The 15,844-nt window shown below is 71.9% G+C and carries 17 protein-coding genes, 1 tRNA gene and 1 riboswitch; of the genes, 12 read left to right on the top strand and 6 right to left on the bottom strand.

Annotated elements, in window-relative coordinates:
- Positions 1 to 124 precede the first annotated feature (124 nt).
- On the top strand, positions 125 to 727 hold the full coding sequence (gene rdgB / locus AB0C99_RS23350; protein WP_362478123.1) for an RdgB/HAM1 family non-canonical purine NTP pyrophosphatase: 603 nt from the start codon (positions 125 to 127) through the stop codon (positions 725 to 727).
- A 52-nt stretch (positions 728 to 779) separates the two neighbouring features.
- Here the strand turns inward: rdgB and AB0C99_RS23345 are convergent.
- The 4 genes from AB0C99_RS23345 to bcp all read right to left on the bottom strand — a co-directional run bounded on the left by AB0C99_RS23345 (position 780) and on the right by bcp (position 2,636).
- Positions 780 to 852, bottom strand: a tRNA-Leu gene (locus AB0C99_RS23345).
- Between the two features lie 12 nt (positions 853 to 864).
- A complete protein-coding gene (locus tag AB0C99_RS23340; protein ID WP_362478120.1) occupies positions 865 to 1,374 on the bottom strand; it encodes an HNH endonuclease in 510 nt (169 codons plus the stop codon).
- Positions 1,371 to 2,009: an HNH endonuclease signature motif containing protein gene (locus AB0C99_RS23335; protein WP_362478117.1), complete on the bottom strand. Its 639-nt coding sequence runs from the start codon at positions 2,007 to 2,009 to the stop codon at positions 1,371 to 1,373. Before AB0C99_RS23335 ends, AB0C99_RS23340 begins: the two co-directional genes overlap by 4 nt.
- Before the next feature lie 159 nt (positions 2,010 to 2,168).
- On the bottom strand, positions 2,169 to 2,636 hold the full coding sequence (gene bcp, locus AB0C99_RS23330; RefSeq protein WP_362478114.1) for a thioredoxin-dependent thiol peroxidase: 468 nt from the start codon (positions 2,634 to 2,636) through the stop codon (positions 2,169 to 2,171).
- 141 nt (positions 2,637 to 2,777) lie between these two features.
- Between bcp and AB0C99_RS23325 the strand changes: the two genes are divergently transcribed.
- The 3 genes from AB0C99_RS23325 (at position 2,778) to AB0C99_RS23315 (ending at position 3,980) form a co-directional block, all read left to right on the top strand.
- On the top strand, positions 2,778 to 3,098 hold the full coding sequence (locus AB0C99_RS23325; RefSeq protein ID WP_362478111.1) for a DUF3618 domain-containing protein: 321 nt from the start codon (positions 2,778 to 2,780) through the stop codon (positions 3,096 to 3,098).
- Between the two features lie 67 nt (positions 3,099 to 3,165).
- Positions 3,166 to 3,504, top strand: coding sequence for a co-chaperone GroES (locus AB0C99_RS23320; protein WP_362478109.1), 339 nt, complete (start codon positions 3,166 to 3,168; stop codon positions 3,502 to 3,504).
- A gap of 50 nt (positions 3,505 to 3,554) precedes the next feature.
- A riboswitch (guanidine-III (ykkC-III) riboswitch) is annotated at positions 3,555 to 3,626 on the top strand.
- 33 nt (positions 3,627 to 3,659) lie between these two features.
- Positions 3,660 to 3,980, top strand: coding sequence for a multidrug efflux SMR transporter (locus AB0C99_RS23315; RefSeq protein WP_362478106.1), 321 nt, complete (start codon positions 3,660 to 3,662; stop codon positions 3,978 to 3,980).
- A gap of 26 nt (positions 3,981 to 4,006) precedes the next feature.
- Here the strand turns inward: AB0C99_RS23315 and AB0C99_RS23310 are convergent, their stop codons facing one another.
- Positions 4,007 to 6,337, bottom strand: coding sequence for a transglycosylase domain-containing protein (locus AB0C99_RS23310; protein ID WP_362478103.1), 2,331 nt, complete (start codon positions 6,335 to 6,337; stop codon positions 4,007 to 4,009).
- Positions 6,338 to 6,449: 112 nt separating this feature from the next.
- On the opposite strand from AB0C99_RS23310, the gene AB0C99_RS23305 reads away from it, so the two are divergent.
- From AB0C99_RS23305 to AB0C99_RS23290, 4 genes are all read left to right on the top strand, one after another.
- Positions 6,450 to 7,250: an ABC-2 family transporter protein gene (locus AB0C99_RS23305; protein ID WP_362478145.1), complete on the top strand. Its 801-nt coding sequence runs from the start codon at positions 6,450 to 6,452 to the stop codon at positions 7,248 to 7,250.
- 184 nt (positions 7,251 to 7,434) lie between these two features.
- Positions 7,435 to 8,202, top strand: coding sequence for an ABC transporter permease (locus tag AB0C99_RS23300; RefSeq protein ID WP_362478142.1), 768 nt, complete (start codon positions 7,435 to 7,437; stop codon positions 8,200 to 8,202).
- 10 nt (positions 8,203 to 8,212) lie between these two features.
- Entirely contained in the window at positions 8,213 to 9,346 is a 1,134-nt protein-coding gene (locus AB0C99_RS23295) for an ATP-binding cassette domain-containing protein (RefSeq protein WP_362478100.1), read from the top strand.
- A gap of 20 nt (positions 9,347 to 9,366) precedes the next feature.
- A complete protein-coding gene (locus AB0C99_RS23290; RefSeq protein WP_362478097.1) occupies positions 9,367 to 10,635 on the top strand; it encodes a DUF445 domain-containing protein in 1,269 nt (422 codons plus the stop codon).
- Positions 10,636 to 10,807: 172 nt separating this feature from the next.
- On the opposite strand, the gene AB0C99_RS23285 is transcribed toward AB0C99_RS23290, so the two are convergent.
- Positions 10,808 to 11,122 carry a hypothetical protein gene (locus AB0C99_RS23285; protein WP_362478094.1) on the bottom strand — a complete coding sequence of 105 codons (315 nt, stop codon included), beginning with the start codon at positions 11,120 to 11,122 and terminating at the stop codon, positions 10,808 to 10,810.
- Positions 11,123 to 11,227: 105 nt separating this feature from the next.
- Here AB0C99_RS23285 and AB0C99_RS23280 point away from each other — a divergent pair, with 105 nt between their 5' ends.
- The 4 genes from AB0C99_RS23280 (at position 11,228) to AB0C99_RS23265 (ending at position 15,843) form a co-directional block, all read left to right on the top strand.
- Entirely contained in the window at positions 11,228 to 11,677 is a 450-nt protein-coding gene (locus AB0C99_RS23280) for a very short patch repair endonuclease (protein ID WP_362478091.1), read from the top strand.
- A 136-nt stretch (positions 11,678 to 11,813) separates the two neighbouring features.
- On the top strand, positions 11,814 to 13,910 hold the full coding sequence (locus AB0C99_RS23275; RefSeq protein WP_362478089.1) for a helix-turn-helix transcriptional regulator: 2,097 nt from the start codon (positions 11,814 to 11,816) through the stop codon (positions 13,908 to 13,910).
- Complete coding sequence (locus tag AB0C99_RS23270; RefSeq protein ID WP_362478087.1) at positions 13,907 to 14,890, top strand: hypothetical protein; 984 nt, start codon at positions 13,907 to 13,909, stop codon at positions 14,888 to 14,890. The genes AB0C99_RS23275 and AB0C99_RS23270 overlap by 4 nt, the downstream gene beginning before the upstream one ends.
- Positions 14,887 to 15,843: a DUF6339 family protein gene (locus AB0C99_RS23265; protein ID WP_362478084.1), complete on the top strand. Its 957-nt coding sequence runs from the start codon at positions 14,887 to 14,889 to the stop codon at positions 15,841 to 15,843. Before AB0C99_RS23270 ends, AB0C99_RS23265 begins: the two co-directional genes overlap by 4 nt.
- Position 15,844 lies beyond the last annotated feature (1 nt).

Below are 15,844 nucleotides of genomic sequence, written 5' to 3'. Positions count from 1 at the left end.
GCACGGCGGTCAAGAACGGCGACGCCACCCCCGACATCAAGCCGATCACCGACGCGGCCACCGAGGTCGGCAAGGTCTGCAGCCCCGGCCGCGGCGACCGTCCCGCCCGCCCGATAATCGGGGCATGACCCGTCTGATCCTCGCCACCCGCAACGCGGGCAAGATCACCGAACTCCACGCGATCCTCGCCGACGCCGGACTCGACCACGAGCTCGTCGGCGCGGACGCGTACCCCGAGATCCCCGACGTCAAGGAGACCGGCGTCACCTTCGCCGAGAACGCCCTCCTCAAGGCGCACGCCCTGGCCCGGGCCACCGGACTGCCCGCCGTCGCCGACGACTCGGGCCTCTGCGTCGACGTCCTGAACGGCGCCCCCGGCATCTTCTCGGCCCGCTGGGCCGGCCGCCACGGCGACGACAAGGCCAACCTGGACCTGCTGCTCGCCCAGCTCTCCGACATCGACGCCCCGCACCGCGCGGCCCACTTCGCCTGCGCCGCCGCCCTCGCCCTGCCGGACGGCACCGAACGCGTCGTCGAGGGCCGCATGCCGGGCACCCTCCGCCACACCCCCGCGGGCACCAACGGCTTCGGCTACGACCCGATCCTCCAGCCGGAGGGCCTCACCGTCACCTGCGCCGAACTCACCCCGGCCGAGAAGAACGCGATCAGCCACCGGGGCAAGGCGTTCCGCGCCCTGGTGCCGGTGGTGCGGGAGCTGTTGGGCTGACGGCGGCATGCGAACGGCCCAGCGGCGATCTGCCCGCTGGGCCGTCGTACGGTACGCCCGGTCGGATTCGAACCGACAGACACGACCACCTAAAGATCGCCGCTCAGCCCTTGGCGTACGGGCGCGTACACGCTCCCTTACTTTACCCGTCGTCCTCCCCGGCACCAGGTGTCGGTACGCGCATGGCAGTTGGGGCAGAGCAGTCGGAGGTTCTCGCGACGGTCGTCACTCCAGTCTCCACTGATGTGGTCGATCTCCAGTGGCATCGGCTTTCCGAGCCATCGGGGACCGACGCCGCACTCGGCACACACCTCGGGGACACCGATATCGCGGAGCGCTCGACGGAGCAGGTGCGTTCTGGTCCGGCGCTTGCCGTCGTGACGGACCAGGATCTCCGTCGCGGGCTTGATCGCGCCCGGCTTTCCCCGTCTGTGGCCTTGTCCCAGGAAGTGGGACGTCGTGAGACCGTCCTCGGCTGTCCATCGGTGGAACAGGGCGCGCATGTGCCCGCTGTCGGGTCTTCCCAGGGCGCGCAGCACACCGGCGATGGAGGTCGCTCCCATGGTCGCGCGCCGCAGGTCTTCCGGTGTGGGGCGCGGGGGCGGCCCGCCACGGCGCCGCCGGTGGGGAGAGTGAGACGTCGTCATCCGGTCCGCCGCTTCCCGCGGCCCCGATAGCTGTCCGTCGTGGAGTGGCAGTTCGGGCAGAGGAACCTCAGGTTCTCGATGCGATTGTTGCGCCAGTCGCCGTCCATGTGGTCGACCTCCAGCGGGATCGACCCGCCGCGCCAGCTTTCGGTGCCACACATCGCGCACCGCTTCCGGATTCCTGACTCCGTCATCGCCCACCTGAGACGGTCGCCCGGCGTACGCCGGGCCCGCGGGCCGGTCTGCTCGACAAGCAGGGCTTCGGGTGTCCGGAGGCGCCAAGGCGTGCCTCGTCGCGACGGCGCGTGAAAATGCGAGGTGTCGATCCCGTGCGCCTTGATACGTCGGCTGATGTGCGTGTGCTGTCCGCCCACGATCTCCACCCCCAGCCGCCGCAGCACCTCGCACATATTGGTGGACGCCGCCACAGCCTCCGCCAAGACCTCACGCGTCCACCGCACTCCTTCCCGCTCGAAGTGCGACGTGTCCACCCCCAGCTTCCGCATGCGGTCGTGGAGGTAACGTCGCGAGCCGCTCCTCGGATCCACCCCCAGCCGCTCCAGCGCCTCCGTCAGCGTCCGCGCCCCTCGCGCAGCCTCGGCCAGCCGTTCCTTCGTGTACGGACTCGTCTCCATCGCATCCCGTCCCCAGTGCGGATCTCGTACGGGTTAACGAGTCGAATATCGGACAGTTACGCCATATCGCGTACTGGTCGCGTATCTGTCGCGTTCGAGAAGCGGAACGGCCCGCACCCCCGTCCAGGGAGTGCGGGCCGTCGTGCGGACCGGACGGGGTCAGATCCCCAGGTCCTTGATGATCTTGGCTACGTGGCCGGTCGCCTTCACGTTGTAGAAGGCGCGCTCGACCTTGCCCTCCTCGTCCACCACGATCGTGGACCGGATCACGCCCGTCACCACCTTGCCGTACAGCTTCTTCTCGCCGAAGGCGCCGTACTCCTCCAGGACCTTCTTCTCCGGGTCGCCGACCAGCGTGACCTTCAGGTGCTCCTTCTCGCGGAACTTCGCCAGCTTCTCCGGCTTGTCCGGGGACACGCCGATCACGTCGTAGCCCGCGCCCGCCAGCAGCTCCAGGTTGTCCGTGAAGTCGCACGCCTGCTTGGTGCAGCCGGGGGTCAGGGCGGCCGGGTAGAAGTAGACGATGACCTTGCGGCCCTTGTGGTCCGCGAGGGAGACCTCGTTGCCGTCCGCGTCGGGCAGGGTGAAGGCGGGGGCGGTGTCGCCGGGCTGCAGTCGCTCGCTCATGGCTCTCCTCGGGAATGTTCGCGTACGCGTTCAGAGCCTAATGGGGGTCGGGGACGACCCGCGGGCACGGAAGCTGACAGACTGTCCACCGACGACCGGAACACGCCGGTACTCGCCGGTTCAGACTACGGAGGCAGCGCGGTGTCGGACGCCAGGACCCCTGCGCAGATCGAGGCGGACATCGTCCGCCGACGCGAGCAGCTCGCCGTCACTCTCGACGAGATCGGCATTCGGGTGCACCCGAAGACGATCGTCGGCGACGCGAAGGCGAAGGTCGCCGCCACGGTCGACCACACCGCCGGCCGCGCCTTCGTCGCGGTCAACCGCGTCGTCTCGGACGTGAAGGCCCGCTTCACCCACGAGGACGGCGCGCCGCGCCTGGAGCGCGTCGTGCCGGTCGCGCTGGTGGCCGTCGCGGTCGTCGGCCTGATCGCCGCCTCCGCCCGCAAGGGCAAGGACTGAGCAAGGGATCCGCCCGGGCACCCCGTCCCGGGTACGGGCGACACGCCCGGCCAGGTAGGTTCGAGTCGTGAGCGACAACACCCACGACAAGCTGCCCATCCGGATGCTCCACGACCGGGTCCTGGTCCGAACCGACACCCCCGAGGGGGAACGGCGCTCGGGCGGCGGCATCCTCATCCCGGCGACCGCCGCCGTCGGCCGGCGGCTGGCCTGGGCCGAGGTCGTCGCGGTCGGCCAGAACGTCCGCACCGTCGAGCTCGGCGACCGGGTCCTGTACGACCCCGAGGACCGCGCCGAGGTCGAGGTCCGGGGTGTCGCGTACGTCCTCATGCGCGAGCGCGACCTGCACGCCGTCGCCGCCGACCGCTTCCAGGGGCAGTCCGACTCCACCGGCCTGTACCTGTAGGGCCGCGCCCCTCGTACGAAGCCCTGGTGACCGGTGTCACCAGGGCTTTTGCCTGTCCTTTGCTAGGCTGGGGACACCCGACGAGACGCGCCGTACCGGGCTACACGACAAGACGACGCACTCCTGTAGTTCCCGTCTCGCGGAGGTTCGTCGTCATGGCCTGGGTCCTGCTCATCATCGCCGGTCTGCTCGAAGTCGGCTGGTCGATCGGCATGAAGTACACCGAGGGCTTCACCCGTCTCTGGCCCAGCGTCTTCACCGGCGCGGGCATCGTCGTCTCGATGCTGCTGCTCTCGCAGGCCGCCAAGACCCTGCCCATCGGCACCGCCTACGGCGTCTGGGTCGGCATCGGCGCGGCCGGCGCGGCGGTGTTCGGCATGCTGGTGCTCGGCGAGCCGGCGACCGCCGCCCGGATCTTCTTCGTCTGCCTGCTGCTGGTGGCCGTGGTCGGCCTGAAGGCGACTTCGGGTCACTGACGTCACCGGGTCACCGGGTCACCGGGTCACCGGGGCGGACCTGAGCCCGTCGTCGGCCCCGGCGGCGCTTCCGGTACGGGGGCACGCTCCGGGGCCGGCGGCTGGGGCCGGGGCCGGGCCGGTGCCCGTACGGGCTCGCGGTCCCGGTCCCGTACGGGCTCGCGGTCCGGCTCCGGCGCCCGCTCCCGGCCGCGCTCCCGATCCCGCCCGCCGCCCTTCGGCGCCCCCGGGCCCCGCCCGGGCGCCCCCGGGCCCTCCAGGCCCTGCGCCGGGTCCGGGAAGTCCGGTACCGGCGGCACCTCCGGCAGCTCCTCCGCGCCCTCCAGGAGCCGCAGGTCGAACTCCTTCGGCGCGACCCCCGCGAGCGCCTCGCGGGTGAACTGGCCCCAGATCTCGGCGGGCGCCCCGCCCCCGTTGATCCGGGGCAGGCCCAGCGCCCCGTACAGCGGCTCCTGCCGGCCCGACTCCGGGTCCTGGCCCAGCAGCGCGACCACCGTCGCCAGCTCCGGGGTGTAGCCCGCGAACCAGGCCGCCTTGTCGTCCTCCGCCGTGCCCGTCTTGCCCGCCGACGGGCGCCCGGCCGCGAGCGCCGCCGTGCCGGTGCCGTCCCGGACGACGCCGCGCAGCACGGCCGTCGTCGTGTCGGCGGCCTCGCGGCCGATCGCCTGCCGCGCCCCGCCCGGACCCGGTGTGCCCGGCAGCGCCAGCTCCTCGCCGCCCCGGGTGATCCGCTCGACCAGCGTGTACGTGCCGCGGGCGCCGTGGTTGGCGAGCGTCGCGTACGCCTGCGCGAGGTCCAGGACGCTCGCCGTGGCCGGGCCGAGCGCGATGGAGGGGGAGGCGGTGAGGTCCGGGGTGTTGCCGGGCAGCCCGAGCGCGACCGCCGCCTCGCGGACCCGGCCGGGGCCGACGTCGACGGCGAGCTGCGCGTACACCGCGTTGACCGAGTGGTCGGTGGCGGAGCGCAGGGTGATCTCGCCGTAGTTCGTGTCGTCCTCGTTGGCCGGGTCGTAGGGGGCCCCGTTCCAGCCGCGCACCGGGCGCCGGTTGCCGCCGTCGTAGAAGGTGTTCGGGGTGATCCGTTCACCCTCCTGGGTCAACGCGCCGTGCTGGAGCGCGGCGGCGAGGACGAAGGGCTTGAACGTGGAGCCGACCTGGTAGTCGCGGCGGGTGGCGTTGTTGACGTACTGCCGCGTGTAGTCGACGCCGCCGTAGAGGGCGACGACCCGGCCGCTGCCCGGCTCGACGGCCGCGCCGCCCACCCGTACATACCGGTCGGCGGGGTTGCGGGCCGGGTCCAGGCGGGCGGTCACGTGCGCGTCGACGGCCCGGACGAGGGCGTCCTGCCGGGACCGGTCGAGGGTGGTGGTGATCCGGAAGCCGCCCGCGGCCAGGGCCTTCTCGTCGACGATGTTGTGCTCGGTCAGGTACTGCCCGACCGCCTGCACGAGGTAGCCGCGCTGCCCGGAGAGCCCGGCCGAGGCGTGGGCCGGGCGCGGGGCGGGGAAGACGGCGGCGGCGCGGGCGGCGGGGGTCAGCCGGCCCTCCGTGACCATGCCGTCCAGGACGTAGCGCCAGCGGGCGAGGGCGCGCGGCCGGTTCTCGGGGTGGGCGGCGACGTCGTACGCGTTGGGCGCGTTGAGCAGCGAGGCGAGGTACGCGCCCTCGGCGGTGCCGAGGTCCTTGGCGTCCTTGCCGTAGTACGCGCGGGCGGCGGCCTGGATCCCGTAGGCGTTGCGCCCGAAGTAGCTGGTGTTCAGGTACCCCTCGAGGATCTCGTCCTTGCTCTTCTCGCGGCCCAGCTTGAGCGCGATGAAGAACTCCTTCGCCTTGCGGGTGAGGGTCTGCTCCTGGCCCAGGTAGTAGTTCTTGACGTACTGCTGGGTGATGGTCGAGCCGGACTGGCGGCCCTTGCCGGTGAGGGTGTTCCAGGTGGCCCGGAGCATGGCGCGGGGGTCCACGGCGGGGGAGGTGTGGAAGTCGCGGTCCTCGGCGGCGAGCACGGCGTCCTGCACCCCGGCGGGGATCCGCGCGAGCGCCACGCTCTCCCGGTCGACCTCCCCGGCGCGGGCGATCGGGGTGCCGTCGCGGTAGAGGAAGAGGTTGGACTGGGCGACGGCGGCGGCGTTGGCGGGCGGGATGTCCACCAGGAGGTATCCGGCGGCGAGCCCGCCGGCGAGGAGCAGGCCGCCGAGGACGGACAGCCCGAGCAGCGCGCGCAGCACCCGGCGGGGGAGGGAGCGGGGGCGGGGCCGGGGAGGTGCGGGGACGGACGGATCCCTGGGCGCCCAGGCGGCGGAGTCGGCCGGGTGGGGGCCGTCCGTACCGCCGCCGGGGATGCGGGAAGAAGGGGACATAACGCCACATCCTGCCCCCATGTGGCCGGAAAACCGGTCGCGACGGCACGGGAAGTCCCTCTAAGGTCGGGCCCTTTGCGCGGGACGACCGGCCGGAGGGAGCAGGGACATGCTGCGGCTCTACGCGACCGTGGCCGCCGGTGGCTTCAGACGCCATGCCACCTACCGGGTGGCCACGGCGGCGGGGGTGTTCACCAACACCGTCTTCGGCTTCATCCTGTCGTACACCTACATCGCGCTCTGGGACGCCCGTCCCGCGCTCGGCGGGTACGACAAGGGCGACGCCCTCGCCTATGTGTGGATCGGCCAGGCCCTCATCACCGTCTGCGGGCTGATGGGCGGCGGCTTCGAGGAGGAGCTGGTCGAACGGATCAGGACCGGCGACATCGCCGTCGACCTCTACCGGCCCGCCGACCTCCAGACCTGGTGGTTCGCCGCCAACCTGGGCCGGTCCGCCTACCAGCTGCTCGGCCGCGGGATCGCCCCCATGGTCTTCGGCGCCCTCGTCTTCGACCTGACGCTGCCGGGCCACTGGTGGACCTGGCCGGCGTTCCTCGCCTCGGTGGCGCTCGGCGCGGCCGTCAGCTTCGCCCTCTGGTACCTGGCGGCGATGAGCGCCTTCTGGCTGCTGGACGGCCAGGGCGTGCTCCAGGCGGCGTGGCTGGGCGGGCTGTTCTTCTCCGGGATGCTGCTCCCCCTGAACGTCTTCCCCGGCGCCCTGGGCGAGCTCGCGCGCGTACTGCCCTGGGCGTCGATGCTCCAGGTGCCGGCCGACGTGTACCTGGGGCGGCACGAGGGCTGGGGGCTGCTGCGGGCGTACGCCTTCCAGGGCGGCTGGGCGCTGGCCCTGCTGGCGACGGGACGCGGGGTGCAGGCGCTGGCGACGCGGAAGGTGGTGGTGCAGGGTGGGTGAGCGCCGGCGGGTGGACCGCCTGGTGACGGGCGTGGCGGAGTCCCGGCGTACGTCCCGGCCGGCGGCGGGCGGGGCGGAGCGGCGTACGCACCGTCCGGTGACGGGCGCGGCCGGGCCTCGGCTTGCGCACCGCCTGGCGGCGGGCGCGGCGGAGTCCTGGCGCACGTACCGCCTGGTGGCCGGCATGTGGATCCGCTCCACCCTCGCGTACCGCTCCTCCTTCGCCTTGACCCTCCTCTCCTCCTTCCTCGTCACCTTCTTCGACTTCGTCGTGATCCTGCTGATGTTCGGCCAGGTGAAGGGGCTCGGCGGCTTCTCGTTCGAGGAGGTGGCGTTCCTGTACGGGACGGCGGGGACCTCGTTCGCCGTGGCGGACCTGGTGATGGGCTCGCTGCCGAGGATGGGCAAGCGGGTGCGGGACGGCTCGCTCGACACCTTCCTGCTGCGCCCGGCGCCGGTCCTCGCGCAGGTCGCGGCCGACAAGTTCGCGCTGCGGCGGCTCGGGCGGGTGGCGCAGGGGCTGCTGGTGCTGGGGTGGGGCGTGGTGCTGCTGGATGGCGTGGAGTGGTCGGTGCCGAAGCTGCTGCTGGTGCCGGTGATGCTGCTGAGCGGCGCGCTGATCTTCGCGGCGCTGATGGTGCTGGGGGCGTCCACGCTGTTCTGGCTGCAGGACGCGGCGGAGGTGACCAGCTCGTTCACGTACGGCGGGAACACGATGCTCCAGTACCCGCCGACGATCTTCGCGCAGGACCTGGTGCGGGGCGTCGTCTTCGTCGTACCGCTCGCCTTCGTCAACTGGCTGCCGGCCCTGTACGTCCTGGGGCGGACGCCGCCGGCCGGGATCCCGGGCTGGACGGCGTTCCTGTCCCCGGCGGTGGCGGTGGTGTGCTGCGGGGCGGCGGGACTGGCGTGGCGGGCGGGGCTGCGCGGCTACCGATCGACAGGAAGCTGAGGAGACCAGAATGGAACCACCCACCGACCCCCCGCTGCCCGGCTCCGCCCCCACCCCAACCCCTACTCCCGCCCCCTTCATTGAATTGGAGGGCTTGGAGAAAGTCTTCAGGGTGCGCCGCCGGACGGGCCCGTTCCGCAGGGAGAAGCGGGAGGTCAGGGCGGTGGACGGGATCTCGTTCACGGTGGCGCGCGGGGAGATGGTCGGCTACATCGGCCCGAACGGCGCCGGGAAGTCGACCACGATCAAGATGCTGACGGGCATCCTCACCCCCAGCGGCGGCCGGCTGCGGGTGGCCGGGATCGACCCGTCGCGCGAGCGCACCCGGCTGGCCCGCCGTATCGGGGTGGTGTTCGGCCAGCGCACGACCCTCTGGTGGGACCTGCCGCTGCGCGACTCGTACACGCTGGTCCACCGGATGTACCGGATCCCCGACGCCCGCTACGCCGAGAACCTCGCCCGCTGCGTCGAGCTCCTCGACCTCGGCGACCTGCTCGACGTGCCGGTCCGCCAGCTCTCCCTCGGCCAGCGGATGCGCGGCGACATCGCGGCGGCGCTGCTGCACGACCCGGACGTGCTGTACCTGGACGAGCCGACGATCGGCCTGGACGTGGTGTCGAAGGCGAAGGTGCGGGGCTTCCTGCGCGAGCTGAACGCGAGCCGCGGCACGACGGTGCTGCTCACCACCCACGACCTGACCGACATCGAGCAGCTCTGCCGCCGGGTGATGGTGATCGACCACGGGCGCCTGATGTACGACGGGGAGCTCGCCGGACTGCACCGCGCGGGCGGCAGCGAGCGGCTGCTGGTGGTGGACCTGGCGCGGGAGGAGGCGCCGATCGAGGTGCCGGGCGCCCGTTTCGTACGGGCGGAGGGGCCGCGGCAGTGGCTGGCGATCCCGGCGGAGTCGTCCGCGGCGCCGGTGGTGGCGGCGGTGGCGGCGGCGCACCCGCTGGTGGACCTGTCGGTGCGGGAGCCGGACATCGAGGCGGTGATCGCGAAGATGTACGGAGGCGGGCACGAGGGAACGGCCGCCGGAACTGCGGGAACGTCCGGAACCACCGGAACCGCCGGAACCGGGGGAACGGCCGGAACCGCCGGATCCGGGGGAACTCCGGATGCCGCCCGGGAGTCACTGAGATAGGGAGAAAGGGAGGTGAGGTGATGGTGAGCTTCACGTACACGGCGGCGGACGAGGAGAAGAGCAAGGGCGTCCGGCGGATGAAGCTGCTGGCGACGGGCCTGCTCGCGTTCGTGGCGGTGGTCTTCGGCCTGGCCACGTGGGCGAAGAACGAGGGCGCCGGCGCGTGGGCGGGCTATGTGGCCGCGGCGGCCGAGGCGGGCATGGTGGGCGCGCTGGCGGACTGGTTCGCGGTGACAGCGCTGTTCCGCCGCCCCCTGGGCCTCCCCATCCCGCACACGGCGATCATCCCGACCAAGAAGGACCAGCTGGGCGAGTCGCTCGGCACCTTCGTGGGCGAGAACTTCCTCTCCGCCGACGTCGTACGGGGCAGGCTGCGCGGCTTCGGCATCGCGCGCCGCCTCGGGCTGTGGCTGGCGGACCCGGCGCACGCGGACCGGGTCACCTCGGAGCTGGCGGCGGCGCTGCGCGGCGCCCTCACGGTGCTGCGCGACTCGGACGTGCAGGCGGTCGTGGGGGAGGCGATCACCCGGCGGGCGGAATCGGCGGAGATCGCCCCGGGGCTGGGCAAGACCCTGGAGCGGATGGTCGCGGACGGCTCGCACCACCGGGCGGTGGACCTGGTCTGCACCCGGGCGCACGACTGGCTGGTGACGCACGGGGACTCGGTGATGGACGCGGTGCAGGGCGGGGCGCCGGGCTGGACGCCGCGCTTCGTGGACCGGCGCATCGGGGAGCGGGTCTACAAGGAGCTGCTCCGCTTCGTGACGGAGATGCGGGACATGCCGTCGCATCCGGCGCGCGGGGCGATCGACCGCTTCCTGACGGACTTCGCCGCCGACCTCCAGTCGGACACCGACACGCGGGCCCGCGTCGAGCGCCTGAAGTCGGACCTGGTCTCGCGGCCCGAGGTCCAGGACCTCATCGCCTCGGCGTGGTCCTCGGTGCGCGCGCTGATCCTGGCCGCGGCGGAGGACGACCGGAGCCAGCTCCGCCTGCGCGCCCGCTCCTCCCTGATCTCGCTCGGCCAGCGCCTGTCCTCGGACGAGCGCCTCCAGACGAAGGTGGAGGGCTGGGCGGAGGACGCGGCGGCGTACGTGGTCACGACCTACCGCACCGAGATCACGTCCCTGATCACGGACACGGTGGCGGGCTGGGACGCCACCCAGACCTCGAAGAAGATCGAGGCGAACATCGGCCGCGACCTCCAGTTCATCCGCATCAACGGCACGGTGGTGGGCGCCTTGGCGGGGCTGCTGATCTATACGGTCAGCCGGGCGGCGGGGGGGTAGGGGCGGGCCGTCGGCGGATGGCCGGGGCCGCGCGGCGACGACCGGGCCGGCCGGACCACGGGGTCGGCGGTGCGATGAACGGGCCGGCCGGATCAAGCGGCCGGGCCGCTGATCCCTGGCCCTCCTGGTCAGCCGCGCGACGTACGGGCTGGCCGATCCCGGTCCCCGCCTGTCAGCCGCGGGACGATCCGCCGGCGCGCGTCACGGCGTACGCGGTGCCGGCCATGCCCGCGGCCACGGTGAACACCGCGGGCCAGGCCCCGATCTTCTTGGCGAGCGGGTGCGACCCGGCGAAGGCCCCGACATACCCGACCGTCAGCCCCACCCCGACCGGCGCCCCGCCGACCCGCCACCACTCCCGGGCCGCCACCCCACCGGCAACGGCGAGCACGGCCCCACCGAGCGGCCGCTTCTTGGTCCACCGCGCGACGGCGTACCCACCGACGAGCCCGGCGGCGGCTATGGCGGGGGAGGGGATACGGGGCATGGCGGGGGCCCTTTCTCGTCGAGAACGTCGTTCCTCGAGCGTATGGCACCACCTTTCGCGCCCATGGTGCGCCCCGGGTGCGAGCGGAGAGCGAGAATGGCAGACATGAAGTCCCTGGAGACGACTCCGCCGACGAGCTCCCGGATGAGCAGGCAGCGCAGCCGGAACACCGGTGTGGAGGTGGCGCTCCGCCGCTTCCTGCACGCGGCAGGGCTTCGCTATCGGATTCACCGGCGCCCGCTGAAGGGCGTGCGGCGCGAAGCGGACATCGTCTTCGGCCCGGCCAAGGTCGCCGTGTTCGTCGACGGCTGCTTCTGGCATGGCTGTCCGGAACACGCGACTTGGCCGAAACGGAACGCGGAGTTCTGGCGAGACAAGATCCAGAAGAACCGTGCTCGGGACGCGGACACCGACGCCCGCCTGGCCAAGGCGGGTTGGATGTCGCTCCGCGTCTGGGAACACGAAAGCGCCGGCGAGGCAGCCGAGAGGGTGGCGGCCATCGTCACGGAGCGGCGCGTGACGCTCGGTGTGGCAGACGGCAGGCACGCCAAGTAGCGCCGCTTACCGGTTTTTGACGCATGTCGTTCTGTCAAATATCCGGTGTTAGCCTGGTCGCCGGACACGGAGGGAGCGCTGTTGCCCACGTGTCGACTCGCGTAGTGAGAAGCGACCTCCCAGGGGTGGGACACGCATGACGGACACACAGGGCGAAGACTTCGGGGCCTGGCTGGAGCGCCAGCTCGCGCGGGCGGACATGCGGCAGGTCGATCTCGCGCAGCGGCTCGGGCTGACCCGGGCCGCGGTCTCGGCCTGGATCAACGGGCGTGCGGAGCCTCGTGAGGAGACCAAGCGGGCGATCGCAGCCGTCTTCGACGTGGATCCCGCCTCCGTCTACAACCGCACCACGGACATCGTGTCCGCCCTGCCCCGGCAGTGGCACCACCGACGCGCCCATCTCGACGGCGGTCGGGAGTACGGCAACGCGGCGGCCTTCGCCTTCGACGCCGATCTCTCCGTCCTCGCGCGCGAGGCGACCCAGAACTCGCTCGACGAGCGCCTGGACCCCACGGCGCCGGTCCGTGTCCGCTACGTCCTGCACGAGCTCACCGGTGAGCATCTCGACGCATTTCTCGACGCTCTGCGGTGGGATGACCTGAGGCCGCACTACGCGGCGGCGGCCGGTGGGGGGCAGAAGGTCTCGCGCAGCCTCCAGGCGGCACTCGACGACCTGGACGAGCAGCGTTCCCTCCTGTTGCTCCGGGTCGACGACTACAACGCCGCCGGACTGACCGGGCCGGAGTACGAGGACGGCCGGTACGCCGCCGTTGTGCGTCGCCAACTCGACAGTCACAAGCAGGCGGGCGGTCGTGCGGGCGGCTCGTACGGCCTGGGCAAGGCCACTCTCTGGGCCACGAGCCGGCTGGGACTCGTCCTGGTCAACTCCACGCTCTCGGAGCCGCACGAGGGCCGCGTCGAGCGTCGCGTGGTCGGGCGCCTCGATCTGCCCTGGCACGAACTCGACGGCGACGCCTACGCCGGTCCCGCCTGGTTCGGGGAGGCGGAATCCGATCCCGACCACAAGGGGGTCTCCCGATCCTGGTGGGCGGACGAGGAGGAGACCCGCGCGCTGCATCTGGACCGCCGGAGCACGGCCGCCGGTACCTCCTTCCTGATCGTCGGCGCGCATGACGCGTCAGGCGACGCCGAGACGCTGCAGGAGATGCACGACAAGATCGTCCGATCGCTCGCCGAGGGATTCTGGGCCTCCATGATCGGAGGCAAGTCGGCCGGCGCGCTCATGGAGGCAAGCGTCACCACGTTCCGGAACGGCCATGTCCTGATTCCCGAGGAAAGGGTCGAGCCGCACGCCCACCATCCCGCGCTCGGGCGGGCCTTCCAGGCGTATCTGGACGGTGAGACCGTCCAGGAGCTGACGGCCGCCGACCAGGTCGCCATGGTCGAGGTGCCGCTCGTCGTGTCCCCGCTCAAGGGCCGCGCCCGGGGCAAGGGCCGTGAACACCGGGCGATCCTGCTCCTCACTTCGGCCGGTGACCACGACGAGCGCCACAGCCGGGTCGTATGCATGCGCGGCAACCGGATGACCATCACGGAGCAGCGGCCCCGTGAACTCCCCCTCGGGACGGCCCCCTTCCAGGCCGTGCTGCTCGCGGGCTTCGCCACCGGCCGGGAGGGCGAGGACGTCGAGCTCGCCGAGTCGTTCCTCCGGGCCTCCGAACCGCCCGAGCACGACCGGTGGGACCGTACGGAAGAGCTCACCACCCTCTACGAGAGGGGCGCGCTCACCCGGCTCAAGGAATTCCGGACCGAGATCGACAAGGCCGTGCGCGGTCTGGTCGCCCGCCGAGAGGTCGTCCGGGCGGGTGGTCCCGCCGCGCTCAGGGAGTTGCTCAAGCTGGACGGAGGAGGAGGTACCGGCGGAGGGAAGCGTGTCCAGGGCTTCCCGGTCGTCCGCAGTGTTCAGGCTCGGGTCTCCGATGACGGTGCCTGGCATGTGACCGTCGGCATCAAGTTGCCCTCTGCCGAAGACCCCTGGGTGCTGACGCCCGTGGCGAAGTTCGACGTGCGGTCCGGGGGGCGTCCCACTGTGGGATGGGCCGTGCTCGCCGCATCCGAAGCCTGTCGGGTGGAGAACGGCGATCTCGTCGTCGAACCCGGGGTGCGGAACGCCGTGTTCACCGGTGTGACCGACCCCGCCACCCATCCGGTTCAGGGCGGTCTCGCCCGGCTGGTCGTCGATGTCCAGAAGGCCCGTGGAGGAGCGGCGTGAAGTCCGTCTACCCGTACCCGACCCTGTTCGGCGACATCGATCTCGACGTTCTGTCGATCAGCGTCGACGGGACGTCCTCCCTTCCGTTCTCGCACGTCTCGAAGCCCGAGCGGACCGTGGCGCTGCACCAGGCCGGTCGAGAGAACTGGGAGTACTGCACCCTCCGGTTGCAGGCCGCGCTCCCCGAGGCGGAGATCTCCGGCGGGACGTGGACCGACCTGGTCTGCCTGGCGGCACTCACCGAGAAGGCGACCAACGCACGGACCACGACGGTGCTCCGGAGGACGGCCGACGGTGTCTGGAACGGGGACATCGACCTGCACCGGGACCGTCACCTCAACCGTGCCGCTCTCGGTCTGACCGTCGTCGCCACCGTCGACGGGGTCCCGGGACGGGTGATCGGCACGACCGAGCAGGACTGGTATCTCGATCTCAAGGGTGCCGCCCCGGTTCGTCAACGGGAGATCGAGATCGTGCAGGAGGATTTCCGGGAGGGGCCCCTGGAGTGGCTCCGGCCGTACAAGGACGCGCCCTGGATCGTGGAGACCGCCGGCGACATTCCCACGGTCTACCTCAACACCGCATCCACCGAAGGCTTCATCGAGCTGCTCAACGGCAGCGGCGGCAGTGCTGCCGAGAAGGTGCTGCGCGATGTCACCACCGGCCAGATTGCGCAGGACGCGTGGATCGCCATGTTCCACACCGCCGTCGGGGACCTGGATGCCGACGAGGACGGCACTCCCGTCATGCCGACCGGCTGGCGTGAGGCCGTGCTCCGGGTGATGCTCCCCGATGTGCTTCCCGGGCGTCCGCTCACCGACGCCCTGTACGACATCGAGGAACGTCGTACGAAGGGCTTCGGCTGGTCCGAACTGCAGACGAACATCCAGTACGCGGCGGGCAAGCGGAGCCGGCTCGCCAGGAAGGTGGCCGACGGAGTGCGCGCCGTCGACCGTGCCGACAGGAGCGAAGCCCGATGACCCCTTCCACTTCCGCCGGAGTCCCGCCGGTCCTCGCGCTCCTGCCGGATGCAGCCGTCGCCAAGTACCTCGGGCGGGGCATTCAGTCGGGCCGGGAACGTCCGCCGCAGGTGGCGCTCGCCAAGGCCGGCGTCGCGTACGACGAGCGGACCGCCGCGCGACGCCGCACCGCACCCGTCCGTGAGCTTCTGGACGAGGCCATGCGACGGTTCGCCGACGACCGTTACGCAGCCGATGGCTGGCTCGCCCCCCGGCTCCACGCCACCCTCCGGATGAGCCGTGCCGAGGCCGCCGACAGCCGGGTGTGGAACCACCTGGCCATGGTCGTGGCCCCGGACTACGTGGTCTGGCGGCACAAGGGAGCCGACACCGCGGAAGGGCCCGGGATCGCGACGGCCGCCCGTTTCTGCGGCCCGCACTACACCCAGACGTTCTCTCGGCTCTGGTGGGCGGCGGAACTCTTCCGTGACGGCGACGACTACGGGCCCGTGGCCACCGCGTGCCGGATCCAGGACGTCCTGAACACCACGATGCGCCTGGACGTCATCGATCACCGGCCCACAGCCCAGGCCATGATCCGTGTCATCGGCGGACTTCTCGACGCGGGCGTTCCTCGCCCCGGAGACCATGTCAACGCGTTCTCGTCCGCCGTGAACGCGGCCGGCAGCACCCTGATGTACGACGTGTTGGCGCCGGACGCGACGCCCGACGCCGACGAGCTCCACGACTGGATTCAGGCAGGTGTCGAGGAGGCCGTGGACTGGGACCACCCGGAGGGTCCCCATGACGGTCGGGTGGCCCGCGCGGCGGTGGACGCGCTGCTTCCCCTCTTCGAGAAGCTGCGTGCGGAGGCCCCTCTACGGCGGAGACGGCCGGCCAAGGGGGAAGAACCGTCGGTTCCCGCTCCGCGGTCCTCCGGCGTCACCCTCGTGAAGCCCTCGGACCTCGTGTGAC

The sequence above is a fragment of the Streptomyces sp. NPDC048659 genome, assembly GCF_040650575.1.
GTDB lineage: Bacteria > Actinomycetota > Actinomycetes > Streptomycetales > Streptomycetaceae > Streptomyces.
This window is presented reverse-complemented; position numbering and strand designations above follow the sequence as displayed.